Source organism: Micromonospora rubida (assembly GCF_009908295.1).
Taxonomy (GTDB): domain Bacteria; phylum Actinomycetota; class Actinomycetes; order Mycobacteriales; family Micromonosporaceae; genus Micromonospora; species Micromonospora rubida.
Map to the genome: position 1 here is coordinate 707,364 of NZ_JAAALO010000002.1, position 24,109 is coordinate 731,472.

24 protein-coding genes are annotated in these 24,109 nt (G+C 74.6%); 6 read left to right on the forward strand and 18 right to left on the reverse strand.

Features of this window, described 5'->3' with window-relative positions; translation table 11 throughout:
• Positions 1 to 45: 45 nt before the first annotated feature.
• From GVV04_RS07705 to GVV04_RS07740, 8 genes are all read right to left on the reverse strand, one after another.
• Positions 46 to 1,305: an MFS transporter gene (locus GVV04_RS07705; RefSeq protein WP_161685992.1), complete on the reverse strand. Its 1,260-nt coding sequence runs from the start codon at positions 1,303 to 1,305 to the stop codon at positions 46 to 48.
• A gap of 168 nt (positions 1,306 to 1,473) precedes the next feature.
• Positions 1,474 to 2,352 (reverse strand): zinc metalloprotease HtpX, encoded by an 879-nt coding sequence (gene htpX / locus GVV04_RS07710; RefSeq protein WP_161685994.1) that lies wholly within the window; start codon positions 2,350 to 2,352, stop codon positions 1,474 to 1,476.
• Between the two features lie 173 nt (positions 2,353 to 2,525).
• Positions 2,526 to 3,998 (reverse strand): NADH-quinone oxidoreductase subunit N, encoded by a 1,473-nt coding sequence (locus GVV04_RS07715; RefSeq protein ID WP_161685996.1) that lies wholly within the window; start codon positions 3,996 to 3,998, stop codon positions 2,526 to 2,528.
• A gap of 37 nt (positions 3,999 to 4,035) precedes the next feature.
• The gene (locus GVV04_RS07720) at positions 4,036 to 5,541 is read right to left on the reverse strand and encodes a complex I subunit 4 family protein (protein WP_161685998.1); all 1,506 of its coding nucleotides are present in this window, start codon (positions 5,539 to 5,541) and stop codon (positions 4,036 to 4,038) included.
• Positions 5,538 to 7,445, reverse strand: a complete 1,908-nt coding sequence (locus tag GVV04_RS07725; RefSeq protein WP_161686000.1) for an NADH-quinone oxidoreductase subunit 5 family protein — start codon at positions 7,443 to 7,445, stop codon at positions 5,538 to 5,540. The genes GVV04_RS07720 and GVV04_RS07725 overlap by 4 nt, the downstream gene beginning before the upstream one ends.
• Positions 7,442 to 7,867: an NADH-quinone oxidoreductase subunit NuoK gene (gene nuoK, locus GVV04_RS07730; RefSeq protein WP_161686002.1), complete on the reverse strand. Its 426-nt coding sequence runs from the start codon at positions 7,865 to 7,867 to the stop codon at positions 7,442 to 7,444. The genes GVV04_RS07725 and nuoK overlap by 4 nt, the downstream gene beginning before the upstream one ends.
• Positions 7,864 to 8,397 (reverse strand): NADH-quinone oxidoreductase subunit J family protein, encoded by a 534-nt coding sequence (locus GVV04_RS07735; protein ID WP_161686004.1) that lies wholly within the window; start codon positions 8,395 to 8,397, stop codon positions 7,864 to 7,866. Before GVV04_RS07735 ends, nuoK begins: the two co-directional genes overlap by 4 nt.
• A complete protein-coding gene (locus GVV04_RS07740; protein WP_328822255.1) occupies positions 8,394 to 9,005 on the reverse strand; it encodes a NuoI/complex I 23 kDa subunit family protein in 612 nt (203 codons plus the stop codon). The genes GVV04_RS07735 and GVV04_RS07740 overlap by 4 nt, the downstream gene beginning before the upstream one ends.
• A gap of 185 nt (positions 9,006 to 9,190) precedes the next feature.
• Here GVV04_RS07740 and GVV04_RS07745 point away from each other — a divergent pair, with 185 nt between their 5' ends.
• Complete coding sequence (locus tag GVV04_RS07745; protein WP_161686006.1) at positions 9,191 to 9,766, forward strand: Uma2 family endonuclease; 576 nt, start codon at positions 9,191 to 9,193, stop codon at positions 9,764 to 9,766.
• On the opposite strand, the gene GVV04_RS07750 is transcribed toward GVV04_RS07745, so the two are convergent.
• Positions 9,747 to 10,169 (reverse strand): ester cyclase, encoded by a 423-nt coding sequence (locus GVV04_RS07750; RefSeq protein WP_161686008.1) that lies wholly within the window; start codon positions 10,167 to 10,169, stop codon positions 9,747 to 9,749. The genes GVV04_RS07745 and GVV04_RS07750 overlap by 20 nt on opposite strands.
• Before the next feature lie 150 nt (positions 10,170 to 10,319).
• On the opposite strand from GVV04_RS07750, the gene GVV04_RS07755 reads away from it, so the two are divergent.
• The gene (locus GVV04_RS07755) at positions 10,320 to 11,357 is read left to right on the forward strand and encodes a glutathione S-transferase family protein (RefSeq protein ID WP_161686010.1); all 1,038 of its coding nucleotides are present in this window, start codon (positions 10,320 to 10,322) and stop codon (positions 11,355 to 11,357) included.
• Positions 11,358 to 11,532: 175 nt separating this feature from the next.
• Here the strand turns inward: GVV04_RS07755 and GVV04_RS07760 are convergent, their stop codons facing one another.
• Positions 11,533 to 12,495, reverse strand: coding sequence for a complex I subunit 1/NuoH family protein (locus GVV04_RS07760; RefSeq protein WP_161686012.1), 963 nt, complete (start codon positions 12,493 to 12,495; stop codon positions 11,533 to 11,535).
• A complete protein-coding gene (locus tag GVV04_RS07765; protein WP_235965728.1) occupies positions 12,495 to 13,265 on the reverse strand; it encodes an NADH-quinone oxidoreductase subunit C in 771 nt (256 codons plus the stop codon). The genes GVV04_RS07760 and GVV04_RS07765 overlap by 1 nt, the downstream gene beginning before the upstream one ends.
• A 173-nt stretch (positions 13,266 to 13,438) precedes the next feature.
• On the opposite strand from GVV04_RS07765, the gene GVV04_RS07770 reads away from it, so the two are divergent.
• Complete coding sequence (locus GVV04_RS07770) at positions 13,439 to 14,485, forward strand: glucose 1-dehydrogenase (RefSeq protein WP_161686014.1); 1,047 nt, start codon at positions 13,439 to 13,441, stop codon at positions 14,483 to 14,485.
• Between the two features lie 17 nt (positions 14,486 to 14,502).
• Here the strand turns inward: GVV04_RS07770 and GVV04_RS07775 are convergent, their stop codons facing one another.
• The 3 genes from GVV04_RS07775 to GVV04_RS07785 are packed head-to-tail and all read right to left on the reverse strand — an operon-like array spanning position 14,503 to position 16,379.
• Entirely contained in the window at positions 14,503 to 15,819 is a 1,317-nt protein-coding gene (locus GVV04_RS07775; protein WP_161686016.1) for a DUF2252 domain-containing protein, read from the reverse strand.
• A 36-nt stretch (positions 15,820 to 15,855) separates the two neighbouring features.
• Positions 15,856 to 16,092 (reverse strand): flavin reductase, encoded by a 237-nt coding sequence (locus GVV04_RS07780; protein WP_161686017.1) that lies wholly within the window; start codon positions 16,090 to 16,092, stop codon positions 15,856 to 15,858.
• Complete coding sequence (locus GVV04_RS07785; protein WP_328822256.1) at positions 16,089 to 16,379, reverse strand: hypothetical protein; 291 nt, start codon at positions 16,377 to 16,379, stop codon at positions 16,089 to 16,091. The genes GVV04_RS07780 and GVV04_RS07785 overlap by 4 nt, the downstream gene beginning before the upstream one ends.
• Positions 16,380 to 16,700: 321 nt before the next feature.
• Here GVV04_RS07785 and GVV04_RS07790 point away from each other — a divergent pair, with 321 nt between their 5' ends.
• The gene (locus tag GVV04_RS07790; RefSeq protein WP_161686019.1) at positions 16,701 to 16,895 is read left to right on the forward strand and encodes a DNA-binding protein; all 195 of its coding nucleotides are present in this window, start codon (positions 16,701 to 16,703) and stop codon (positions 16,893 to 16,895) included.
• A gap of 728 nt (positions 16,896 to 17,623) precedes the next feature.
• Here GVV04_RS07790 and GVV04_RS07795 read toward each other — a convergent pair.
• The 4 genes from GVV04_RS07795 to GVV04_RS07810 form a co-directional block, all read right to left on the reverse strand.
• Complete coding sequence (locus tag GVV04_RS07795; RefSeq protein ID WP_161686021.1) at positions 17,624 to 18,229, reverse strand: NADH-quinone oxidoreductase subunit B; 606 nt, start codon at positions 18,227 to 18,229, stop codon at positions 17,624 to 17,626.
• A gap of 62 nt (positions 18,230 to 18,291) precedes the next feature.
• The gene (locus GVV04_RS07800) at positions 18,292 to 19,818 is read right to left on the reverse strand and encodes a pyridoxal phosphate-dependent decarboxylase family protein (protein ID WP_161686023.1); all 1,527 of its coding nucleotides are present in this window, start codon (positions 19,816 to 19,818) and stop codon (positions 18,292 to 18,294) included.
• A gap of 27 nt (positions 19,819 to 19,845) precedes the next feature.
• Positions 19,846 to 21,279, reverse strand: a complete 1,434-nt coding sequence (locus tag GVV04_RS07805; RefSeq protein WP_161686025.1) for an MFS transporter — start codon at positions 21,277 to 21,279, stop codon at positions 19,846 to 19,848.
• 32 nt (positions 21,280 to 21,311) lie between these two features.
• Positions 21,312 to 21,623, reverse strand: coding sequence for an MGMT family protein (locus GVV04_RS07810; protein WP_161686027.1), 312 nt, complete (start codon positions 21,621 to 21,623; stop codon positions 21,312 to 21,314).
• A gap of 36 nt (positions 21,624 to 21,659) precedes the next feature.
• On the opposite strand from GVV04_RS07810, the gene proB reads away from it, so the two are divergent.
• A complete protein-coding gene (proB, locus tag GVV04_RS07815; RefSeq protein ID WP_161686029.1) occupies positions 21,660 to 22,817 on the forward strand; it encodes a glutamate 5-kinase in 1,158 nt (385 codons plus the stop codon).
• Between the two features lie 36 nt (positions 22,818 to 22,853).
• Positions 22,854 to 24,098 carry a glutamate-5-semialdehyde dehydrogenase gene (locus tag GVV04_RS07820; protein WP_161686031.1) on the forward strand — a complete coding sequence of 415 codons (1,245 nt, stop codon included), beginning with the start codon at positions 22,854 to 22,856 and terminating at the stop codon, positions 24,096 to 24,098.
• Positions 24,099 to 24,109: the final 11 nt, after the last annotated feature.

Genomic DNA, 24,109 nt, shown 5'->3' on the forward strand with positions numbered 1-24,109 from the left:
CACGCGGTGCCCGGAGTGTTTCCTGGGGGATCGAGGCGGGGAGGGTCAGGCGGCGAGGGTCTGCTCGACGCGTACCGCCGTGGCCTCGGCCCGGGCGATCGGGCCGGCGGGGAGCGCGGCGACCGTGGCCCCGACGGCGACCGCGGCCCCGGCGAAGAGGAACGCCCAGGACACGCCGCCGCTGTGGTCGACGATCAGCCCGGCCACCGCGCCGCCGGCGGCGCTGGCCGCCACCGACATGGTGACCACCCAGGTGTACGCCTCGTTCAGCATGCCGGCGGGGGCGATCCGCCCGACCAGGGTGTTCTCCAGGGTCAACGCGGGCGCGATGGTGGCCCCGCCGATGATCAGGGCCACGCCCAGCGGCAGCGGCCCGGGCATCACCGCGAACACGGCGAAACTGCCGGCGACGGTGGCGAGCAGCCAGGCGAACTGGCGGGTCATGTTCGCCGCCGGCTTGCGGACGCCGAACCAGAATCCGCCGGCCGCGCTGCCGATCCCCCAGACCGCGAGCAGCAGCCCGGCCAGGCTCTCCGGGTCGTCGGTCGGCTGGCTACCGGCGAAGGCCGGCACGATCACTCCGGCGGCGCCGAACGCGATGCCGAGGCTCGCGACGCAGAGCAGCAGTGCGGGGAAGCCGCCGACCCGCAGCGGGCCGAGCCCCTTGGCCTGGTGCTCGTGCGCGTGCGGGCGCCAGCCGCGCATCACCCGGCCGAGCGCCACGGCGGTGGTGCCGGCCAGGGTGACCACCGCCGCGCCGATCAGGGCGGCCGTCGCGTCGGCGAACAGGACGAACGCGGCCACCAGCAGCGGGCCGAGCACGAAGACCACCTCGAAGAGCGTGGTCTCCGCGGCCAGGGCGGTGTTGCGCAGGTGGTACCGGCCGGAGGCGGGGCCGGTCAGGTCGTTCCAGGCGCCCCGGATCGCGGCGGTCAGCGGCGGATATGTGGCGCCGGCGACCCCGGCGGCCACGTAGATCAGGGCCAGGTTGGCAGCGTCGGAGCGGCTCGCCATGAGCAGGCCGGACAGCGCGAGGGGGTGGGCGACGGCGGTGGCCAGCAGCACCGGTGTCGGGCCGACCCGGTCGGCGACCCGGCCGGCGATCGGGCTCAGCGCGGCGCTGGAGAGGGCGTAGATGCCGCCGGCGACCGCGGCGAGGGAGTACCGCCCGGTCACCTGTTCCACGACGAGCAGCAGCGCCAGCGGCGTCATGCCGATCCCGAGCCGGCCGAGGACGCCGAGGACGAGCAGCATCGGCGCGCCGGGGATCCGCCAGACGCCCAGGTACTGGCGCAGTCCGGCCACGGGGAACCTCCAGAGATGTAATGAGCGGAAGACGTTGCGACCCTAACGCCGCGACTGCCGGGAGTGAACCGGATATGGCCGGAGTCTCGTCGCGTACACGACGATCCGCCCGGGCCCGGTGGGACCGGGCACGGGCGGATCGGGTGGTGCGGGCGCCAGGTACGGGCGTCAGCGCTGGAACTGCACCGGGCCGGCGCTGGCGGCCATCTGCTCCAGCCGGGCGACCCGCTCCTCCATCCGGGGGTGGGTGGAGAAGAGGGCGGCGATGCCGCCGCCCCGCTTGAACGGATTGTCGATCATCAGGTGGGCGGTGCTGGTGAGCTGCCCCTGGGCCGGCAGCGGGCGGGCCTGCGTGCCCATGTGGATCTTCTTCAGGGCGCTGGCCAGGGCCAGCGGGTCCCCGGTGAGCCGGGCTCCGGACGCGTCGGCCTGGAACTCCCGGCTGCGGCTGATCGCGAGCTGGATGATGCTGGCCGCGATCGGGCCGAGGATCAGGGTGAGCAGCAGCACGGCCGGGTTCGGGCGGTCGTCGTCGTCGGAGGAACCCAGCGGGATGAACCACGCCAGGTTGGCCAGCATGGTGATGATGCCGGCCAGACCGGCCGCCACGCTGGAGATGAGGATGTCCCGGTTGTAGACGTGTGACAGCTCGTGCCCGATCACCCCGCGCAGCTCGCGGTAGTCGAGGACCTGGGTGATGCCCTGGGTGACGCAGACCGCCGCGTGGGCCGGGTTGCGGCCCGTGGCGAACGCGTTGGGCTGCGAGGTGGGGCTGACGTAGAGGCGGGGCATCGGCTGCCGGGCCTCGGTGGCCAGCTCGCGGACCATCCGGTACAGCTCGGGGAACTGTGCCTCGCTGACCGGTTGCGCCCCCATCGAGCGCAGCGCGAGCTTGTCGGAGTAGAAGTAGGTCACGCCGTTCATCACCAACGAGATGACGACGGCGATGACGAGCCCGCCGCTCCCGCCGAACCAGTAGCCGACCGCGAGGATCAGCGAGGTCAACAGGCCGAGCAGCGCTGCGGTCTTCAGACGGTTGTGATGCACGATCGCTCCTTCGGTGCGCGGATCACGCGGGACCCGCTGACCGGTCCAACAAACCGGTACCCACCAACCATCCGCCTAATGACTGTGAGTTACCTGAAAAGCTGAGCGACGACTGAGCCCCAGGTCAGGAGCGATCCGGCCGGGCCGCTCCCGGGGGCGCGATCTACGCAGGGTCAGCGGGCCGCGAGGTCCAGCAGGAGCTGCGGGGCGAAGCCGACGACCACCGCGACGCCGGTGGCGGCGGCGAGCGCGACGGCGACCGCCCCGGCCGGGCGGGCGAGGACGGGCGGGGCGTCGGCCGACGGGGCGTACAGCAGGGCGGCGACGCGGAGGTAGTAGGCGAGGCCGATCACCGCGTTCACCGCCACGACCAGGGCCAGCCAGGCCGCGCCCCCGTCCAGCAGGGCCCGGACCACCGTCACCTTCGCGAAGAGGCCGGCCAGCCCCGGCGGGAGACCGGCCAGCCCGACCAGGGCCAGCGCGAATGCGGCCCCCACCCAGGGCCGCCGCCGGGCAGCGCCGCGCAGCTCGACGAGGGCGCCGCCGTCGGCGTCGGCCGGCCGCAGCGCCACCAGTGCCGCGAACGCGGCCAGCTCCAGCACCACGAAGAAGACCGCGTACGCGACGGCGGCGGCGTACGCGGCGGCACGGGCGTCCGCGGTGCGGCCGGCGGCCAGCGCGAGCGCGCCGAGCGGGGCGAGAATGTAGCCGGCCTGGGCCACCGACGACCAGGCGAGCAGCCGGACCGCCCGGCGCTGGCGCAGCGCCACCAGGTTGCCCACGGTCATGGTGAGCACGGCGAGCACGGCGAGCACCGGGCCGGTCACCTCCGTCGGCAGGGCCCGCTGGACCACCGCGAGCAGGGCCACCACCCCGCCGAGCTTCGAGGCGGTCGACAGGTACGCCGCCACGGGCAGCGGAGCGCCGTCGTAGGTGGCCGGGGCCCAGGCGTGGAACGGCACGGCGGCCACCTTGAACGCCAGCCCGAGCAGGACCAGCGCCACGGCCGCCGTGGTCAGCGGCACGTCCAGCAGGTCGGGGCGCTCGGCGAACAGCGCGCCGACCCGACCCAGGTGCAGTCCGCCGGTGACCGCGTAGAGCAGGGCCGCGCCGAGCAGGGTGAGGGTGGTGGCGACCACGCTCACCACGAAGAACGTCACCGCCGCCTCGGCGCTGGCGAGGCTGCCCCGGCGCAGGCCGACGAGCACGTACAGCGGCAGGGTCAGCGTCTCCAGCGCCACGACCAGGGTGATCAGGTCGCCGGCCGCGCCGAGCACCACGCCGCCGGTCATCGAGCAGGCGAGGAGGAAGCAGTACTCGCCCACCGGGGACCGGCCGGCCCGCAGCAGCGGCCCGGACAGCGCCAGCACCCCGAGGGTGAGCAGGGCGAACAGCGCCCCGACCAGGGCCGCCCGGCCACCGAAGACGTACGAGCAGTCGGCGCCGACGCAGAACGTCGAGCGCTCGCCGCCCGCCCCGACGACGGCGCAGCCGACTGCGGTGGCGGCCGACCCGGCGGCGGCCACCGCCACCGTCGCGGCGGCCCGCGCCACCAGCAGGTCGGTCAGCAGCACCAGGACGGCGGTGCCGGCAGCGAGGTACGCCGGGAGCAGCGCCACGCTGTCGACGCTCTGTACCACGCTCATCTGAGCCCGCTCTCGTTCACGACTTCCGCCACGGGGCTCATGGGAGGACCGCCACCAGGGCGGCCACCGGGTCGGCGGCGACGCCGAGGACCAGGGCGGGGGCCAGGCCGACGGCGAGGGCGAGCAGCACCAGCGGGGCCCAGGCGGCCAGCTCGGCGGCGGCGAGGCCGGGGGCGACCCGGCCGACCGCGGGGCTGGGCCGACCGTGGGTGACCCGGCGCAGCAGCCGCAGCAGGTACGCGGCGGTCAGCGCGCCGCCGATCGCCGCCAGCACGCCCAGGACGGTCCAGAACACTCCGCCCCGCCCGATCGCGGCGACCACGGCGAAAGCCTCGCCCCAGAACCCGGCCAGGCCGGGCAGGCCCAGCGAGGCGACGGCGGCGAAGCCGAGCAGCCCGGCGAGCCGGGGCGCGGTCTCCCGCAGCCCGGACAGCTCCGCGAGGGCCCCGGTGCCCGCCCGGTCCTTGACCGCCCCGGCCAGGAAGAAGAGCAGTCCGGTGATCACCCCGTGCGCGATGTTGCCGATCAGCGCGGCCTGGATGCCGGTGGCGGTGAGGGTGGCCACCCCGAGCAGCACGAACCCCATGTGCCCGACGCTGGAGTACGCGATCAGCCGCTTCAGGTCGCTCTGCGCGAGGCAGACCAGGGAGCCGATCGGGATCGCCGCGACGGCGAGCACCCCGAGCACCGGGGCGGCCCAGCGGGCCCCCTCCGGCGCCACCCCGACGGCGACCCGCACCAGCCCGTACGTGCCCATCTTGAGCAGCACCCCGGCGAGCACCACGCTGCCGACGGTGGGTGCCTGGGTGTGCGCGTCGGGCAGCCAGGAGTGCAGCGGCCAGAGCGGGCTCTTCACCGCGAACGCCAGCCCGAAGAGGGTGAACGCGGCGAGCTGGGTGCCCCGGGGAAGCCCGGCCCCGCCGGTCAACGCGACGAGGTCGGCGGTGCCCGCGGCGGCCACCACGACGTACACGCCGACCAGCAGCAGCACCGAGCCGAGCAGGGTGTAGAGGACGAACTTGCGGGCCGCCCGCCGCCGGTCCGGGCCGCCCCAGCCGGCGATGATCGCGTACATCGGGAGCAGGACGACCTCGAAGAAGCAGAAGAACAGCACCAGGTCGAGGGCGAGGAAGGTGCCGAGGATGCCGACCTCGACCACCAGCAGCAGCGCCACGAGGGCCCGGCCGCTGCCGCCGCCGGCGGGCACCTTCCACACCGTGTACGCGCAGCAGAGCAGGGTGAGCAGCGCGGTCAGCACCACCAGGGGGTACGAGATGCCGTCCACGCCCAGGTGGAAGCGCAGGTCGAGGCCGGGCACCCAGGACAGGTCGAGCTGGTGCCAGGGCCGCACGGCGGGCGGCGCCCCGTAACCGGTCCAGAGCTGGTCGCCGGTGACCAGCGCCACCGTGACCGCCAGGGTCAGCCCGGCCGCCGCCGTGCCGACCAGGCGGGCCGCCCGGTCGGCGGGGACGGCGGCGACCACGGCCGCGCCGACCGCCGGCACGGCCAGCGCCGCGACGAGCAGGATCTGTCCGAGCGTCATGCGGCCCCTCCGATCAGCACGGCGGCCAGCCCGATCAGCAGCGCGCCGGCCAGCACCCCCGCCACCGCCCGGGGCAGCGCGGCGCGGTGCAGCCCGGCCAGTGCCCCGCCGAGGCCGCGTGCGCCCCGGGCGGTGCCCTCCACCGCGCCGTCGATCACCAGCTCGTCGCCCGCACGGGCGACCCGGGCCAGGGCGGCCACCGGGCGCACCACGAGGGCACGCTGGACGTCGTCGAGCCGGAAGCCGGCGGCGAACAGCGGCCCCAGCGGGCCCAGCGCGCGGGCCGGGTCGGCGGTCCGGTCCCGCCGCCAGCCGGCCCAGGCCAGCCCCGCGCCGAGGGCCAGCAGGGCCAGCGGCAGCAGCAGGGCCGGGCCGAGGTGCACCAGCTCCCCCTCGCCGACGGCGAGCCGGTCGGTGAACGGGGGCAGGAACGCGGCCAGCCCGAGCAGGGCGGCCGGGACGGCGAGCAGCAGCACCGGCCAGCGCATCAGCGCGGGCGGGTCGTGCGGGTGGACCAGCGGCATCCGGGTCTCGCCGAGGAACGCGCGCAGCAGCAGCCGGGTGGCGTACCAGGCGGTGACCGCGACGCCGGCCAGCCCGGCCAGCCAGACCAGCCAGCCCACCCAGGCGGGGGCCGGGCCGGCCCCGTCCAGCGCGGCGGCCTCGGCGGCGGCGAGCACGCCGTCCTTGCTCCAGAAGCCGGACAGCGGGGGGACGCCGGCCAGCGCGCCGAGGCCGACCACCGTGCACCAGAAGGTCACCGGCATGGTGGCGCGCAGGCCGCCCATCCGGGACATCAGGGTGGTGCCGACGGCGTGGATCACCGCCCCGGCGGCGAGGAACAGCAGCGCCTTGAACGCGGCGTGACTGAGCAGGTGGAACAGCGCGGCGGTGGGTGAACCGACGGCGAGCGCCCCGGTCATGTACCCGATCTGGGAGACCGTGGACCAGGCCAGCACCCGCTTGAGGTCGTCCTGGGCGGTCGCGGCGAGCGCGCCGAGCAGCAGGGTGACCGCGGCCATCACCCCGAGCACGGCGAGCGCGGCCGGGGCCCGCTCGAACAGCGGGTAGAGCCGGGTCACCGCGTACACGCCGGCCGCGACCATGGTGGCGGCGTGGATCAGCGCGGAGACCGGGGTCGGGCCGGCCATCGCGTCGGGCAGCCAGGTGTGCAGCGGGAACTGGGCGCTCTTGCCGGCCACCCCGGCGAGCAGCAGCAGGCAGGCGGTGGTCAGCAGGCCGGCGGAGTAATCGTGGGCGAGCACGTCGGCGATCCGGAAGCTGCCCGCCGAGACGCCGAGCAGCGCGATGCCGAGCAGGAAGCCGACGTCGCCCACCCGGGTGACCAGGAACGCCTTCATCGCGGCGGCCGGCGCCTCGGGCAGCCGGCGGTCGTGGGCGATGAGCAGGTAGGAGCAGAGGCCCATCACCTCCCAGCCGACCAGCAACATGATCAGGTCACCGGCGACCACCACCAGCAGCATCGCGGCGGTGAAGAGGCTGATCTGCGCCGCGTACGGCGGGTAGCGGTGGTCGACCTCGACGTCGTCGTGCGGGCCCCGCCTCAGGTAGCCGACGGAGTAGACCTGCACCGCGAGGGCCACCGCCGCGACGGCGACCGCGACCAGGGCGGCGGCCCCGTCGAGCCGGACCCCGAGGGTGACCCGCAGCCCGCCCAGGTCGACCCAGGTGGTCGAGGTCTGCACCGGCTGGCCGACGCGGACCAGCAGGACGACCGCGATCAGCAGCGCCCCGGCCGCCCCGGCCACGCCCAGGCCGATCGCCGCCCGCCGGGCCGGGCCCTCCCCGGCGGTCGCGCCGCGCGGCGAGGGCGGCAGCAGCAGCCCGACCAGGCCCGCCACCAGGGGTACGGCCGGCAGCAGCACGCCGAGCAGGCCGGTCACCGGGTCACCTCGCCGGCCGACCCGCCCGGGGACGCCGCCGCGCCCGCCCCAGCCGGCGGCCCGGTCGGAGACGGCCCGGTCGGAGACGGCCCGGTCGGAGACGGCCCGGTCGGAGGAGGCTCGGCCAGCGGCACCTCGTCGACGGCGACGCTGGCCCGCATGCGGTAGAGCTGGAGCACGATCGCCAGCCCCACGCCGATCTCGGCGGCGGCCAGGACGATCACGAAGAGGGCGAAGACCTGGCCGGCGTGCGGAAGCTGCGCCCGGACCGTGGTGTCGGCGGTGACCAGGACCAGGTTGACCGCGTTGAGCATCAGCTCCACCGCCATCAGCACCAGCACCGCGTTGCGGCGGCGCAGCACGCCGTACACGCCCAGGCCGAACAGCAGGGCGGCGGTGACGTACGGGATGACCGGTCTCACCGGCGGCCCCCCGGTGCCGGCCGGTCGGCCGCAGGGCGGCCGATGTCGGGGCGGGAGAGCACGATCGCGCCGACCAGGGCGGCCAGCAGCAGCACGGAGAGCACCTCGAACGGCAGCACCCACCCGCCGAACACCTGCTCGCCGAGGCGCTCGGCGGTGCCCGGCTCGGGCAGGTCGACCCGCGTCCAGCGGAACGCGTCGACCAGCAGGGCGGCCAGCCCGAGGCCGGCGCCGCCGCCGATCAAAGCGGCCGGCCAGCCGGGCCGGTCCAGGTCGTCGGAGACGCCGATCGGGGCGCGGGTCAGCATCACCGCGAACAGCAGCAGCACCACCACGGCGCCCACGTAGATCAGCACCTGCACCCAGGCCACCAGCTCGGCGGTGAGCACTAGGTAGAGGCCGGCCAGGGCGCCCAGGCAGACCACCAGGTAGAGCCCGGCCCGGACCAGGTGCCGGGTGGTCACCACGAGCACTCCCGCGCCGACCGCCACCGCGCCGAGGGCGAGCAGCAGCGCGTCCACGCCGGTCACAAGGCGGCACCCGGCTCGGCCGCGCCCGGCCCGGGGTCGAAGCCGGGCTCGGGGCGTACCCGTGTGGGGGCCGGACGGGCGGCGGGGGCGGCCGGGACGGCGGCCTTGCGCGCGGCGGTGGCCTCCTCCTTCGCCGGCTCGCCGTTGCGGTCGTGCGCGGGCGGCGGCGGGACGGTGCCCATCCACTCGCCGAGGTGGTCCTTGTCGTGCAGCAGGTTCCTGATGTCGTACTCGGCGTACTCGAACTCCGGCGACCAGTAGAGCGCGTCGAACGGGCAGACCTCGACGCAGATGCCGCAGTACATGCAGAGCGAGAAGTCGATGTCGAACTTGTCGAGCACGTTGCGCTGGCGGGGACGGGCGGCGCCGGGCACCGCCACCTCCTCCTTGTGCGAGTCGATGTAGATGCACCAGTCCGGGCACTCGCGGGCGCAGAGCATACAGACGGTGCAGTTCTCCGCCAGCAGGGCGATCACGCCCCGGGACCGGGGCGGCAGCTCGGGGGCCACGTCCGGGTACTGCTGGGTGGTCGAGCGGCGGGTCATCGTCTTCAGCGTGACGGCCAGCCCCTTCGCCAGCCCCTCGCCGGGCACGCTCCGCTCGCTCACGCCGCCACCCCACTTCGCCCGCCGACGCCGTGCGGCACCCTCCCGCCGAGCTGGCCGACCCGCTCGCTCCGCTCGCTCATGCCGCCCATCCTGCCCTGTGCCCCCGGTGCGCGCGACCACCACCCGGCGCGTTGCGTTGGTACGGTGACCGCGGGGAGAACGACGCACCGGGAAGGACCTTTCCCATGACCGCCGCGCTGCAGAGCGACCAGCCGCCCGAGGGCGGGTGGACGACCGACGACCTCGACGCGCTGCCCGAGGACGGTCGCCGCCGCGAACTGCTCGATGGAGTGCTCCTCGTGTCCCCCTCCCCCACCCGCGTCCACCAGACCATCGCCGGCCGGCTCATGGTCGCGCTCGAAGAAGACTGCCCCGACGAGTACGACGTCACCCAGGGCGTCGAGGTGCGCATCAACCGCACCCGCTCCTTCATCCCGGACGTGCTGGTCACCACGTCGGTCGCGGCGCGGCGTCAGCCGTCGCGGTACGAGGCGCACGAGGTCGTGCTCGCGGTCGAGATCGTCTCCCCCAGCACCCGCTCCATCGACCGGGTGCTCAAGCCCGCCCTCTACGCGCAGGCCGGCATCCCGTACTTCTGGCGGATCGAGGTGGAGGACGACGGGTTGGTCGTCCACACGCACCGGATCGACCCGGTGGACGAGGTCTACACCGAGACTGGGCGCTGGACGAAGGTCGTGGACACCGGCGAGCCGTTCCCGGTCAACCTGCCGGTCGGCCGGATCACGCCCCGGCACCTGTGACCGGCGGGAGCACCTCGACGCCGAGCTGCTGGAGGAGCTGGAACAGCTCGGTGCAGTGCCACACGTCGGCGATCCGCCCCGCCGGGTCGAAGCGCAGGAACGACGCCCCCGAGAAGCTGACCACCTGGCCGGTGGGCGGCACCGGCCCGAACGCGCCGGCCTGGGTGCCTGCGGCCCGCCAGTGCACGGCCACCCGCTCCTCGGACGCCACCACGTCCACAATCTTGTAACGCAGGTCCGGGAAGGCCGCCCGCCGCTCCCGGTGCCAGGCCAGCACGGCCTCCGGGCCGGTCCCACCCAGCCCCGGGCACTCCGCCGCGACCAGCTCGTGCGCGGACTCCTCGCGCCGGCCGTTCCACACGTCGGCGATGAAGCGTCGGGCCGCCGCCTCCACATCGTTCACCCGGGCAGCCTAGCCACCGGGGACCGGGCCGCCCCGGGGCACGCGCGCGGGCCTCCGGAGGGCCGCCCGCCGACCGGGCCCCGCCCGCGCGGGCCGGAGATCGGCCAAGATGGGACGGACGGAGACGACCGGCGGACACCAGGAGGCGACGTGGGCGACGAGGCAGAGGCGACGACCGGCGGGAAGTACGTCGAGCCCGGCAGGGAGTTCACCCGCGACCAGCGGTACATCGCCACCCGGATCACCGCCGACGAGCGGGACGGCTGGCCGGTCGAGCCCGGCCGGTACCGGCTGGCGGTCAGCCGCGCCTGCCCCTGGGCCAACCGGCTGATCATCGTGCGTCGGCTGCTGGGCCTGGAGGACGCCATCTCGATGGCCGTGGCCGGGCCGACCCACGACGCCCGGAGCTGGACGTTCGACCTGGACCCGGGCGGGCGGGACCCGGTGCTCGGCATCGAGCGGCTGGCCGACGCGTACTTCGCCCGGTTCCCCGGGTACGAGCGGGGCATCACCGTGCCGGCCATCGTGGACGTGCCGACCGGGCAGGTGGTCACCAACGACTACGCCCAAATGAGCCTGGACCTGTCGACCGAGTGGACGGCGTACCACCGCGAGGGCGCGCCGGAGCTGTACCCGGAGCGGCTGCGCGACGAGATCGACGAGGTCAACGCGGTGGTCTTCGCCGACGTCAACAACGGCGTGTACCGGTGCGGCTTCGCCGGCAGCCAGCAGGCGTACGAGAAGGCGTACCACCGGCTGTTCGACCGGCTGGACTGGCTGGCCGAGCGGCTGGCCGGGCAGCGGTACCTGGTCGGCGACACGATCACCGAGGCGGACGTGCGGCTGTTCACCACGCTGGTCCGGTTCGACCCGGTCTACCACGGCCACTTCAAGTGCAACCGGCAGAAGCTCGCCGAGATGCCGGTGCTGTGGGCGTACGCCCGGGACCTGTTCACCACGCCCGGCTTCGGCGACACGATCGACTTCGACCACATCAAGCGGCACTACTACGAGGTGCACGGGGACATCAACCCGACCGGGATCGTTCCGCTCGGCCCCGACCTGGCGAATTGGCTCACCCCGCACGGCCGCGAGCAGCTCGGCGGCCGCCCCTTCGGCGACGGCACCCCGCCCCCACCCCCACCCCCCACCGAACGGGTCGCCCCGCCCCACACCCCACTCCCCTAACCTCCCTCCCCTCCCCCGCTCCCCGCCCCCTCTCCCGCGATCTTGCAGTTGCGGCCCCGACACAAGGTGCGAAAGGTGCATCACGGGGGCCCAAAGTGCAAGATCGCGGGGAGCGGGAGGGGGAGGGGAGGGGAGTGTGAGAGGCGGGGTGGGGAGCGGGGGGCGGGGGGTGGGGTTAGAGGGTGAGGCGGATGGCGGCCGTCAGGACCAGTTGGGCCAGGGAAGCGGGGACCAGGACCAGCCAGCAGAGGCGCTGGAGCTGGTCCTCGCGCAGCCGGGGGTACGCCACCCGGAGCCAGATGATCACGAACGCGACGGCGAAGACCTTGAGCAGCGTCCACAGCCAGCCGAGGTGCTCGTCGGCGAACGGGCCCCGCCAGCCGCCGAGGAAGAGCACGGTGGTCAGCGCGGCGATCACCACGATGCCGACGTACTCGGCGAGCAGGAAGAACGCGAAGCGCAGGCCCGTGTACTCCGTCATGTACCCGAAGACCAGCTCGGAATCGGCGATCGGCATGTCGAACGGTGGCCGCCGGATCTCGGCCAGCCCGGCGACGAAGAAGACGATCATCGCGGGCGCCTGCCAGAGCAGCCACCAGGGCCGCCACGCCTCGACGATCCCGGACAGGCTCAGCGTGCCCGCCGCCATGGCCACCGACGCGGCGGCCAGCACCAGCGGCAGCTCGTAGCCGAGCAGTTGGGCCGCCCCGCGCAGCCCGCCGAGCAGGCTGTACTTGTTGGCCGACGCCCACGCCGACATCAGCACCGCCAGCACGCCCACCCCGACCACGGCCAGCACGAAGAACAGGCCGATGTCCAGCGGCTGCCCGACCAGGTCACCGGGGCCGAGCGGGATCACCAGCAGAGCGAGCAGGTACGGCACCAGGGCCACCACCGGGGCCAGCCGGAACACCGCCCGGTCCGCCTCGCGCGGGGTGACGTCCTCCTTCTGCACGAACTTGACCCCGTCGGCGACGAGCTGAGCCCAGCCGTGGAAGCCGCCCGCGTACATCGGGCCGAGCCGGCCCTGCATGTGCGCCATCACCTTGTGCTCGGCCTGCCCCACGACCAGCGGCAGGACGAGGAAGGCGGCCAGCACGCCGACCACCCGCAGGACTGCCTCCAACCAGTCGGGCATCAGGCCGTACCCCCGTTCCCGCCGGCGTCGTCGCCCGCCGAGCCCGGAGCCTGATCCGGGTGGGCCGGTGGCTCGGCCGGGGTGGGGGGGTCGGGACGCTCGGCGGGGGCAGGGCGGGGCGGGCGTTCCCGGGCCGGTCGGGCGGGCGTGCCGCCGCGCGGCCCCTCGCCGGCCCCGGCCGCGCCAGCCGGCGTCGGCGTCGTCCCCCACTCCCCCGGAGCCGGTACGCCCGGCGGGCGGATCGGGCGCCGGCCGCCGCCGGCCCCGGACTCGCCGGGCTCCTTCGCGCCCGGCCAGGGCTTCGCCACCCGGGAGGCGAGCACGAACTCCTTGCGCAGCGGGTGCCCCTCGAACTCCGGCGGCAGCAGCAGCGGCCTCAGCTCGCCGTGCCCGGGGAAGTCGACGCCGAACATCTCGTACGTCTCCCGCTCGTGCCAGGCCGCACCCGGGTAGAGGTCGACGACCGAGGCCACCTGTGGCTCGTCCCACGGGACCCTGGTGCGCAACAGCAGGCCGTGCCGGTGGCCGGTCGACCAGAGGTGGGACACCACCTCGCAGCCGTCGGCGAGCTGGTCGACGGCGGAGAGCCAGTCGAAGAAGTCGCAGGCCAGGTCCGCGTCGTCCCGGGCGGCGGCCAGCGCGTCCCGCCAGCTTGCCGGGGGTACGTCGACGGTGGCCCGGGCGTACGCCTGGCCGCCGGAGACCGACGCGGTGGCCTCGACGGGGGCGAGCAGCGCCACCAGCCGCCGGCCGACCTCTTCCGGAGTCATGCCGCTGATCCTATGGCCGACGCCGGCCCCACGCGGCGGCCCGCCCCCGCGACGGGCCGCGCGGAGTCCGCGTGCGCGCGGCCCGACGGACCGGATGACCGCTTTGCCCGACGGCGGTGGACCGGATGCCGCTTTGCCCGGCGGCGGCCGGCCCGGCGGGGAAAGATGAGGTCGTGCGCGCCGTGACTGTCACCCCCGGGATCCCGAACTCACTGTGCCTGGTGCACGACCATCCCGAGCCGCCCGCCGAGGAGGGCGCGATCCTGGTCGAGGCGCTCGCCGTGGGGATCTGCGGCACCGACCACGAAATCATCGCCGGGGACTACGGCGAGGCCCAGCCCGGCGCGTCGACCCTGGTGCTCGGGCACGAGTCGCTGGGCCGGGTGCTGGAGGACCCGAGCGGCACGCTGCAACCCGGCGACCTGGTCGCCGGCATCGTCCGGCACCCCGACCCGGTGCCCTGCCCCAACTGCGCGGTCGGCGAGTGGGACATGTGCCGGAACGGCGAGTACACCGAGCACGGGATCAAGGCGCTGCCCGGCTTCGCCCGGGACCGGTGGCGGGTGCAGCCGAGGTTCGCCGTCGGCCTGGACCCCGCCCTGGCCCCGGTCGGGGTGCTGCTGGAACCGACCGCGGTGGTGGCGAAGGCGTGGGACCACATCGAACGGATCGGCGCCCGCGCCGAGTGGCAGCCGCAGACGGTGCTGGTCACGGGGGCCGGGCCGATCGGCCTGCTGGCGGCGCTGCTGGCCGCCCAGCGCGGGTTCTCCGTGCACGTGCTCGACCGGGCCACCAGCGGGCCGAAGCCGGACCTGGTCGGGGCGCTCGGCGCGACGTACCACACGGAGTCGGTGGCGCAGCTCGACTTCGACCCGGACGTGATCGTCGAGTGCACCGGCGCGCCGGTGGTCGTGCTGGACGCGATGTGCAAGGCCGGGCCGACCGGGATCGTCTGCCTGACCGGGGTGTCCAGCGGCGGCCGGCGCATCGAGTTCGACGCCGGGGCGCTCAACCGGGAACTGGTGCTGGAGAACCACGTGGTGTTCGGCTCGGTGAACGCCAACCGCCGGCACTGGGACCTGGCCGCCGAGTCCCTCGCCCGGGCCGATCCGGCCTGGCTGAATTCGCTGATCACCCGACGGGTGCCGGTGGAGGCGTACACCGAGGCGTACACCTCCACCCCCGACGACATCAAGGTGGTGCTCGACTTCACCGCCTGAGCGGCGGCCGACCGGGCTCAGATGCCGGGGAGGCGGCCGTTGCGGAACAGGTCGACGAAGAGCTGGTGGTCCTCGCGGGCCCGCAGCCCGTACGCGTGCGAGAACTCGACTAGCCCGGTGACGAACCCGTCGGGGTCGGCGTCCACCGCGGCGACGATCGCTTCCTCGGTGGAGTAGTCGACCAGGTCGTGGCTGGACTCGTCGTCGGCCACCGAGTGCATCCGGGCAACCGCCCGACCCAGGTCGGCCAGCACCCCGGCCAGTTCCTCCGGCTCGTTGACGTCCGCCCAGTTCAGGTCGGCCGCGTACGGGGAGACCTCGGCGACGAGCTGCCCGGCCCCGTCCAGCTCGGTGAAGCCCAGCCACGGGTCGGCGTGCGCCTGGAGCGCCCGCTGCGACTCGGCCGTACGGTGCCCCTGGTGCCGGAAGTAGCCGCGCACCCGCTCGTCTTCGATGTGCCGGGCCACCGCGGGCACCTGGGCCTGCTTCATGTAGATGACGACGTCGTTCTCCAGCGCCTGGGTGTGCCCCTCCAGCAGCAGGTTGTACGACGGCAGCCCGGCCGAGCCGATGCCCACCCCCTTGCGCAGCACGACGTCCTTGATGTGCGCGGCGACCGGGCGCAGCCGGGCCGAGGACTCGGGCAGGGTGCCCAGGTAGTCCTGGAAGGCGGCGCAGACCTTGGCCCGGGTGTCGTCGTCGATCTCGAAGACCCCGTCGCCGAGGGAGAACCGGCGCTCGTAGTTGTCGACGGTGGTCTGCGCGGTGAGCAGGTCGACCCGGGTGTTGAGCCGGGCCTGCTGGAGCACCCGGCGCAGCACCCCGTCGGCGTTGTCCAGGGTGATCGAGCCGATCGCGTCGTCCCCGCCTGCGGCGATCGCCCCCAGCTCGGTCAGGTACGAGCGGGCGAAACCGGTGACCAGGTCACTGATCGCCCGGTCGGAGAGCGCCTTGGCGTACCCGAGCAGGGCCACGCTGGCGGCGAGCCGCCTCAGGTCCCAGGAGAACGGCCCGACGTACGCCTCGTCGAAGTCGTTGACGTTGAACACGAGCTGCCCGGAGGCGTTCATGTAGGTGCCGAAGTTCTCCGCGTGCAGGTCCCCGTGGATCCACACCCGGCTGGTGCGCTCGTCCAGGAACGTGTCGTCGGCGAAGTCGCCGCGCTGGTCGGCGTAGAAGAGCGAGGCGCTGCCCCGGTAGAAGGCGAACGGTGAGGCGGCCATCTTGCGGAACTTGCGGCGGAACGCCGCCGGGTCGAGCGCCATCGACGCGCCGAACTCCTCGGTGAGCACGTCGACGATGAAGGCGGAACGCTGGTCCGCGGACTGGGTCATGGACCGCAGGCTAGCCCCCGGTCGCCACGAGGCGGCCTACCCGCGGGCGCGTGCCCAGCCGGTGAAGCGTTCGGCCAGCCTGGCGGGCGGGACGACCTCAGCCAACTCCCGGGCCGCCTCCACCTGAAGGGCGGCGAGGTGGACCAGCAGGCCGGCGCGATCCTCCCGGTACTCGCCGAGGAGGCGCAGCTTCGACGGGGAGCGGGGCCAGGCGATCCCGCACGCCCGGCAGCGCCAGGTGGGCCGGCCCGGAAGGTGCTCCCGCCGTCTCATGCCGGCACCCGCGCACCGCGAGCGGCCGAGTTTTGACGGCGGGTCGCCGGGGCGGGCGGACCGGGGGTCAACCAGCGCAGCCCGGCGCGCAGGACGAACAACTCACGCTTGGCGACCGCCAGGCCCCGGGGGTCCAACTCGTACGCCTCGATCCAGGTCCAGCCGTAATAGGTGTGCCGGTCCGCCAGTTCCCGGATCACCCGCACGACGATCGGGTGGACGAACTGCGGGCTCGCGGCGCGGGTCAGGTGCAGCAGGTCACCCGCCCTGATCGCGCGCTCCGTCACCAGCCTCCCCCGTTCCTGGGCCGACACGAGGTGGACCCGTGCGGCATGGACCCGTGCGGCATGGACCGGCACGGGGTGGACCCGGTCGCCAGCAACGTGGAGCGAGCTGGCACGGACGCGAAGCGGTCTGGGCAGGGCGCTGGCAGGCCGCACGAGCAGCGACGCCAGAACGAGCGCCACGTCCGGCGGTGGCGAGGGGCGAGGGGCACAGGTTTGGGAACACGGCGGCTGACCATGCGAGCAAACTCGCGGATCGGCGGCAGACAGGTCGTCAACACCTCCGGTGACAGGTTGCCTACCCATGGCACCGAGACTGCGCCGGTGCGAGTCGTGGCGCTGTCCCAGGTCGCCGCCCATCTGGGCGTCTCGCGCCAGCGCGCCGCGATCCTGGTCGACCGGCCGGACTTCCCCGCCCCCATCGACACGCTCACCGTCGGCCGCATCTGGGATGCCGCCGAGGTCCGGGCGTACACCGAACGGCGCAGCCGGCGACTGGCAGACGAAGAACCCACCTAACGGCGCGACCACACCCACTCCCACACGCCGTCGCCGCACTCCGATGCGCCGATCTTGCACTTACGGCCCCCGGCATGGGCGTTTCACCCCCTTTGCCCGGGCCATAACTGCAAGATCGCGCAGAGTGGGGTGGGGTGGGGTTGAGGCCTGCGTCGGAGTCATCGTTGCAGCCACCCCTTAGCGGCGACGATGTGCGCGGCGGTGGCGGGGTGCACGGCAGGCTGTCGTGATCGTCTGCTGATTTATGAGACGACACGCCGGGCGAGGTCTCCAAAATCAGCAGACGATCATGAAGTCCCACCTTAGGGGCGGGAACGCCGACGTCGTCGCCGGCCGGCGGGCAACACCGCAGCGCCCCCTTTGCTCTGCTGCCCCCGGTGCAACGCTCGCGGAGCGTGATGGTTCTGCCGACCTCTCATGCCGGCACCCGACGCGAAGCGGCTGCGCGATGCTGGTGCTGGTGCTGCACGGCGGTGCCGGTGTTGCGGTGGCGGCAGCAGAGCAAAGGGGCGAGGTGGCGTTACCCGCCTGGCACCCCGGCCGGACCCGCCTGGCACCCCGGCCGGACCCGCCCGGCACCCAGGCGCATGGACGGCTGGCCCGCTGTCCCACCTCACACGCCCACCCACATCGGCCAGGGCCTGCAACATGGTCAGGGCCTTCGCCGCAATCTATCGATCAAGCCGCAGCCACGGCACTCACACCCATGACGGTGGATGTCACTACACCTAGCCGGCCGGCGGACGGACCGGCGGGGCGGTCAGCGACTCCACCGGGCGTGGCGGGTGCGCGCCGGCCGGGGAGGCGGGAGCGCCGGCCGGGGAGGCGGGAGCGTCGGCCGGGGAGGCGAGCGGGTCGGTGCGGGGGACGCCACCGATGCCGGACTGCTCGGCGGCGATCTTCTCCTGGAGGCGCAGGATGGCGTGCAGCAGCGCCTCCGGCCGGGGCGGGCAGCCGGGCACGTAGACGTCGACGGGGATGATCTGGTCGACGCCCTTGGTCACCGAGTACGAGTCCCAGTACGGGCCGCCGCAGTTGGAGCAGGCACCGAACGAGATGACGTATTTCGGCTCGGGCATCTGGTCGTAGAGCCGCTTGATCGCCGGGGCCATCTTGTCGGTGACCGTGCCGGAGACCACCATCAGGTCGGCCTGGCGTGGGCCGTGGGCGAACGGGATCACCCCGAGCCGCATGAAGTCGTGCCGGCCCATGCTGGTGGCGATGAACTCGATCGCACAGCAGGCCAGGCCGAAGTTGAACACCCAGAGCGAGTAGCGGCGGCCCCAGTTCAGCACGAACCGGATCGGCTCTCCCAGCACTGCCGGCAGTTGCACGACCGGCCCCCTCTCTCCCAGCGCCAGTCAACCACAGCCACCGGACGGCCCGGCCGGGCCGCTCAGTAGGTCGGGCGTTGCAGCAGGCCGACGAACTCGACCAGCAGCCGCTCCCGCAGGGCCGGCGGGGCGGCGTCGAGCAGGGCGTTGACGGTGGCGTCCGGCGCGAAGGCCCCGGGGCCGGACGGCGCACCGCCGGACGCCGCGCCGCCCGGGCCGGACGGCGTACCGCCGAGGCCGAGGCCGGCGGCCAGGCCGGCGACCAGCTCCGGGGTCAGGGCGTCCGGGGTCAGGGTCGCGGCGAGCGCGGTCAGCTCGGGGGGCAGCTCGACCGGCCCGGCGGCCCGGGCCGCCGCCACCGCGTCGGCCAGGTCGGGGCCGAACTCCGCCACCCGGGGGGCCACCGAGGCGGTCACCGTGAGGTGCACGCTGGCCGGCAGTTCGCCGTACGCGAGCTGGGGCTGGGTGTGCCAGCCGCGCACGGTCAGCTCGTCGACCAGTACGAACAGGTCCAGCCCCGGGTCGACGGAGGTGAAGCAGACCACCGTCGACTCGGGCTCGGCCATCAGCCGCAACCCGTCGACGCCCCGCACGGCGTCGGCGAGCCCGGCCACCGCGTCCCGGGTGGCCCCGGCCAGCCGCAGGTAGCCGTCCTCGCCGAGGTGACGCAGGGTGGCGTACGCGGCGGCGATCGGCCCGCCGGAGCGGGTGGAGGCGATCACCGGGTTGATCATGGTGTACCCGGGCCAGTCGGCGTACGCGAAGTACTGCGGGGCGCGCAGCGCCGGGTCGCGGTGCAGCAGCACCGAGACGCCCTTCGGGGCGTACGCGTACTTGTGCAGGTCGACCGAGATCGAGGTGACCCCGTCGACGGCGAAGTCGAACGGCGGCACCGGGGCGCCGAGCCGGCGCAGCCAGGGCAGGGTCCAGCCGCCGAAGCAGGCGTCGACGTGGCAGCGCACCCCAGCCGCCTCCGCCACCGCCGCGATGTCGGCGACGGGGTCGATCACGCCGTGCGCGTACGAGGGGGCGGAGCAGACCACCAGCACGGTGTCGGGGCGGATCGCGGCGGCCACGTCGGCGGCCGACGGGCGCAGCGTGTCCGGGTCGACGGGCACCGGGTCGAGGGCCACCCGCAGGTAGTGGGCCGCCTTGGCGAACGCCGCGTGCGCGGTCACCGGCACCGCGATCCGAGGTTCGGCGACGTCGGGGCGGGCGTCCCGGGCGGCCTTCACGGCGAGGATCAGCGACTCGGTGCCGCCGCTGGTGACGCTGCCGACGACGTCCGGGGCGGTCGTGCCGGGGCCGCCGCCGAGCAGCCGGGCCGCCGCCCCGACCAGCGCGTTCTCCATCGCCAGCAGAGACGGGAAGGCGGTCGGGTCGAGCCCGTTGACGTGTGCGCTCCCGGCGTGGGCGGCGGCGGCCAGCTCGTCCAGCCCCGGCACGGCGGGGTCGTACACGTACGCGAACAGCCGCCCCCCGTGCGTCGGCCGGTCCCCCTCGCGCAGCCCCCGGATCTCCCGGAGCACCCGCTCGGCCGGCACCCCGCGCTCCGGCAGCGCCCGGCCGGTGTCCTGGTCGTCGATCATCAGGTGGTGGTGCCCTTCTCGTGGCGGTCAGCGACTTTTCTCCCCCAGCACAACTCCATGATCGGCGGAGCGGTGCTGGGGGGCGGCGGTGGTCAGGTCGGCCGGGGTGAGGGTGTAGTGGCGCAGGAGGAGCAGGGGCGGGGCCACCAGGAGGGCCGGCAGGATCGTGAAGCCGAGAAGGACGCCGAGACGGGCGGTGCCGGACTGGGCGGCCGCCGCGCCGGTGTCGGACGAGACGTAGCCGCTGAGCTGGAGCACCAGGCCGTAGATGCCCGGGCCGAGGGCGAGGCCGAAGGTCTCCCCCGCCGTCCACAGGCCGGTGAACACGCCGGCCTGCCGACGGCCGGTGCGGGCGGTGTCGTACGCGATGCAGTCGGGCAGCATGGCCAGCGCGAAGACCTGCTGGCCGGCGTACCCGACGCCGATCACCGCGACCACCAGGTAGACCGCGACGGCCGGCAGCACCGGCGCGGCGACCAGGACGATCGCGCCGGCCGCGAGCAGCACCGACGCGGCGACCAGGGCGGCCCGCTTGCCGACCCGGGCGCCGACCCGGGTCCACAGCGGCATCACCAGCAGCGCCGGGCCGACGAAGCAGGCGAACAGCACGGTCGGGCCGGTGTCCGGGTCGCGCAGCACCTGGCCGGCGAAGTAGCTGACCCCGGCCAGGATGGTGGCCACCCCGGCCGACTGGATCACGAAGCAGACCAGCAGCGCCCGGAACGGCCGGTTCCGCCCGGCGACGGCGAGCTGGGCGCGCAGGGTCGGCTCGCTCTCGCCGACCGTGCCGGTGGGCGCACCCCGGGTGCCGAGGAACGCCCCGACCGCGCCGAGCACGATCAGCGCGGCGACGAACAGGCCCATCCAGCGGTGCCCGGGGACGCCGTCGCCACCGGCGGTCACCACGGCCGGGGCGACCGCGCCGGAGACCAGGATGGCCACCGCCAGCACCGCGATCCGCCAGCTCATCAGCCGGGTACGTTCCGCGTGGTCGTCGGTCAGTTCGGCCGGCATCGCCACGTACGGGACCTGGAAGAAGGCGAACGCCGTCGCGGTGGCCAGGAACGCGACGGCGACGTACCCGGCGGCGGCCGGGCCCGACCCGAACGGGGCGGCGAAGATCGCGGCGAACAGCACGGCGAGGGCGAGCCCGCCGAGCAGCAGGTACGGCCGGCGGGCCCCCCAGCGTGACCTGGTCCGGTCGGAGATCCGGCCGACGACCGGGTTGACCAGCACGTCCCACGCCTTCGGCAGGAGCACCAGCAGGGCCGCCGCCCCGGCGGCGACGCCCAGGGTGTCGGTCAGGTACGGCAGGAGCAGCAGCCCGGGCACCGTGCCGAAGGCCCCGGTCGCCAGGGAGCCGAGCGCATAGCCGAGGTGCACCCGGCGGGGCAGCCCGCCGTTCGCCCGGTGGGTCGGCTCCCCGGGCGGCGTGCCGGGTCCGGCCGGCGGCAGCGTCATGACGCCGAATGTTACTCACGTTATGGCCGAGGTCACATCCCCTCTTCCGGCGACCAGCTCGCCGCCATGTCCACCCCGGAGGGACGCAGCGGGGCGCCCTCGGCACGCAACCGGGCCCGCGCCTCGACCTCGTGGCCGGGCGGCAGCCGGCCGGCGGAGTTCACCACCCGATGCCACGGCACCCCGCCCCCGTGCCGGGCCATGATCGACCCGACCAGCCGCGCCGACGCCCGCCCCGAGCGCTCGGCGAGCGCGTCGGCGACCGCGCCGTACGACATCACCCGGCCCGGCGGGATGCGCTCGACCAGCTCCAGCACCGCCTCGACGTACTCCTCAGGTGTCACCCGCGCCACTCCTCAGCTGTCCCGACCGGCCAGAGTATGGGAACGGCCACGGGGGCGGCGGGACCGACCGCGCAGAATGGGCGGGTGCGCGAAGCAGTCACCTCGGCCCGGCGGATCGTCGTCAAGATCGGTTCGTCCTCGCTGACCACGGCGTCCGGCGGCCTCGACGACGACCGGGTCGACGCGCTGGTCGACACCCTCGCCGCGCTCGCCGCCGCCGGCCGCGAGGTGGTGCTGGTCTCCTCCGGCGCGATCGCCGCCGGGCTCGCCCCGCTCGGCCTCACCCGACGCCCCCGCGACCTGGCCACCCAGCAGGCCGCGGCCAGCGTCGGCCAGGGCCTGCTGATCGGCCGGTACGCGGCCGGCTTCGCCCGGCACGGCCTGACCGTCGGGCAGGTGCTGCTCACCGTCGACGACGTGACCCGGCGGGCGCACTACCGCAACGCGTACCGGACCCTGCGCAAGCTGCTCGACCTGCGGGCCGTGCCGATCGTCAACGAGAACGACACGGTGGCCACCGAGGAGATCCGGTTCGGCGACAACGACCGGCTGGCCGCCCTGGTCGCCGCGCTGGTCCACGCCGAGCTGCTGGTGCTCCTCTCCGACGTCGACGCGTTGTGGACCGGCGATCCGGCCCGACCCGAGTCGACCCGGATCACCGAGGTCCGCGACGAGCGGGACCTGGCCGGCGTGCAGGTCGGCGGGGCCGGCCGGGCCGGGGTCGGCACCGGCGGCATGGTCACCAAGGTCGAGGCGGCCCGGATCGCCACCGGCTTCGGCATCCCCGTCGTGCTCACCGCCGCGCCGCTGGCCGCCGGGGCGCTGGCCGGCGAGGAGGTCGGCACCCTGTTCCACGCCGGGCGGCGGCGCCCCACCGCCCGGCTGTTCTGGCTGGCCCACGCCACCACCCCGCGCGGGCGGCTGCACCTCGACGAGGGTGCGGTCGCGGCCGTGGTGGGCCGGCGCAAGTCACTGCTGCCCGCCGGGATCACCTCCGTCGACGGGACGTTCACTGCGGGCGACCCGGTCGACCTGGTCGACGCCGGGGGCGCGCCGGTCGCCCGGGGACTGGTCAACTACGACGCCGTCGAGCTGCCCGGCCTGCTCGGCCGGTCCACCGGCGAACTCGCCGCGGCCCTCGGCCCGGCGTACGAACGTGAGGTCGTCCACCGCGACGACCTGGTACTGCTGTAGACAGGGGCCTTTCCCCCACACCGTGAGGAGTACGTGATGAGCGTCGACGAGCAGGCCCGGCGGGCCCGGGGCGCGGCGGAGGCGCTGGCCGTCGCCACCCGTACCGTCAAGGACGGCGCGCTGGCCGCGATGGCCGACGCGCTGGTGGCGCGTACCCCCGAGATCCTGACCGCGAACGCGGCGGACCTGGCGGCCGGGCGTGCGGCCGGGCTGAGCGCGGCCGTGCTGGACCGGCTCGCCCTCGACGCGGGCCGGGTGGCCGGCATCGCCGACGCGCTGCGCGAGATGGCCGCCCTGCCCGACCCGGTGGGCGAGGTGGTCCGCGGTTCGACCCTGCCCAACGGCCTGGAGCTGCGGCAGGTCCGGGTGCCGTTCGGGGTCGTCGGCATCATCTACGAGGCCCGCCCGAACGTGACCGTGGACGCCGCCGGGATCTGCCTGAAGTCCGGCAACGCGGCGCTGCTGCGCGGCTCCTCCTCGGCAGCGAACTCCAACGCCGCCCTGGTCGCGGTGCTCCGCGACGCCGTCGCCGACGCGGGCCTCCCCGCGGACGCGGTGCAGCTGCTCGACGCCACCTCCCGCGACTCGGTCAAGGAGCTGATGCGCGCCCGCGGCCTGGTCGACGTGCTGATCCCGCGCGGGGGCGCGTCGCTGATCCGCACCGTCGTCGAGGAGTCGACCGTGCCGGTGATCGAGACCGGGGTGGGCAACTGCCACGTGTACGTCGACGCCGCCGCCGACCTGGCCAAGGCCGTCGCGATCACCCTCAACGCCAAGACCCAGCGCCTGTCCACCTGCAACACCGCCGAGTCGCTGCTGGTGCACGCCGGGATCGCGGACGCGTTCCTGCCGGCGGTGCTGGCCGCGTTCGCCGAGGCCGGGGTCACCGTGCACGGCTCCCCCGAGGTCGCCGCGCGCTCCGACGCGGTGGTGCCCGCCACCGACGAGGACTACGCCACCGAGTACCTGTCGGCCGACATCTCGGTCGCCGTCGTCGACTCGCTCGACGCGGCGGTCGCGCACATCCGCCGGTACGGCAGCGGCCACACCGAGGCCATCGTCACCGACTCCCAGTCGGCGGCCCGGGAGTTCGTGGCCCGGGTGGACGCGGCGGCGGTCATGGTGAACGCCTCGACCCGGTTCACCGACGGCGGCGAGTTCGGCTTCGGCGCGGAGATCGGCATCTCGACGCAGAAGCTGCACGCCCGGGGCCCGATGGGCCTGCCCGAGCTGACCAGCACCAAGTACGTCGTCACCGGCGACGGCCACCTGCGGGGGTAGGCACGGGTGCC

What these genes read in the sequence shown, in the direction of transcription:
- GVV04_RS07800 (WP_161686023.1), bottom strand. Translation starts at nt 19,818, where the DNA reads ATGATCGACGACCAGGACACCGGCCGGGCGCTGCCGGAGCGCGGGGTG.
- proB (WP_161686029.1), top strand. Translation starts at nt 21,660, where the DNA reads ATGGGAACGGCCACGGGGGCGGCGGGACCGACCGCGCAGAATGGGCGG.
- GVV04_RS07745 (WP_161686006.1), top strand. Translation starts at nt 9,191, where the DNA reads ATGACCGCCGCGCTGCAGAGCGACCAGCCGCCCGAGGGCGGGTGGACG.
- GVV04_RS07805 (WP_161686025.1), bottom strand. Translation starts at nt 21,279, where the DNA reads ATGACGCTGCCGCCGGCCGGACCCGGCACGCCGCCCGGGGAGCCGACC.
- GVV04_RS07720 (WP_161685998.1), bottom strand. Translation starts at nt 5,541, where the DNA reads ATGACGCTCGGACAGATCCTGCTCGTCGCGGCGCTGGCCGTGCCGGCG.
- GVV04_RS07760 (WP_161686012.1), bottom strand. Translation starts at nt 12,495, where the DNA reads ATGCCCGACTGGTTGGAGGCAGTCCTGCGGGTGGTCGGCGTGCTGGCC.
- GVV04_RS07765 (WP_235965728.1), bottom strand. Translation starts at nt 13,265, where the DNA reads ATGACTCCGGAAGAGGTCGGCCGGCGGCTGGTGGCGCTGCTCGCCCCC.
- GVV04_RS07780 (WP_161686017.1), bottom strand. Translation starts at nt 16,092, where the DNA reads ATGAGACGGCGGGAGCACCTTCCGGGCCGGCCCACCTGGCGCTGCCGG.
- GVV04_RS07775 (WP_161686016.1), bottom strand. Translation starts at nt 15,819, where the DNA reads ATGACCCAGTCCGCGGACCAGCGTTCCGCCTTCATCGTCGACGTGCTC.
- GVV04_RS07715 (WP_161685996.1), bottom strand. Translation starts at nt 3,998, where the DNA reads ATGAGCGTGGTACAGAGCGTCGACAGCGTGGCGCTGCTCCCGGCGTAC.
- GVV04_RS07820 (WP_161686031.1), top strand. Translation starts at nt 22,854, where the DNA reads ATGAGCGTCGACGAGCAGGCCCGGCGGGCCCGGGGCGCGGCGGAGGCG.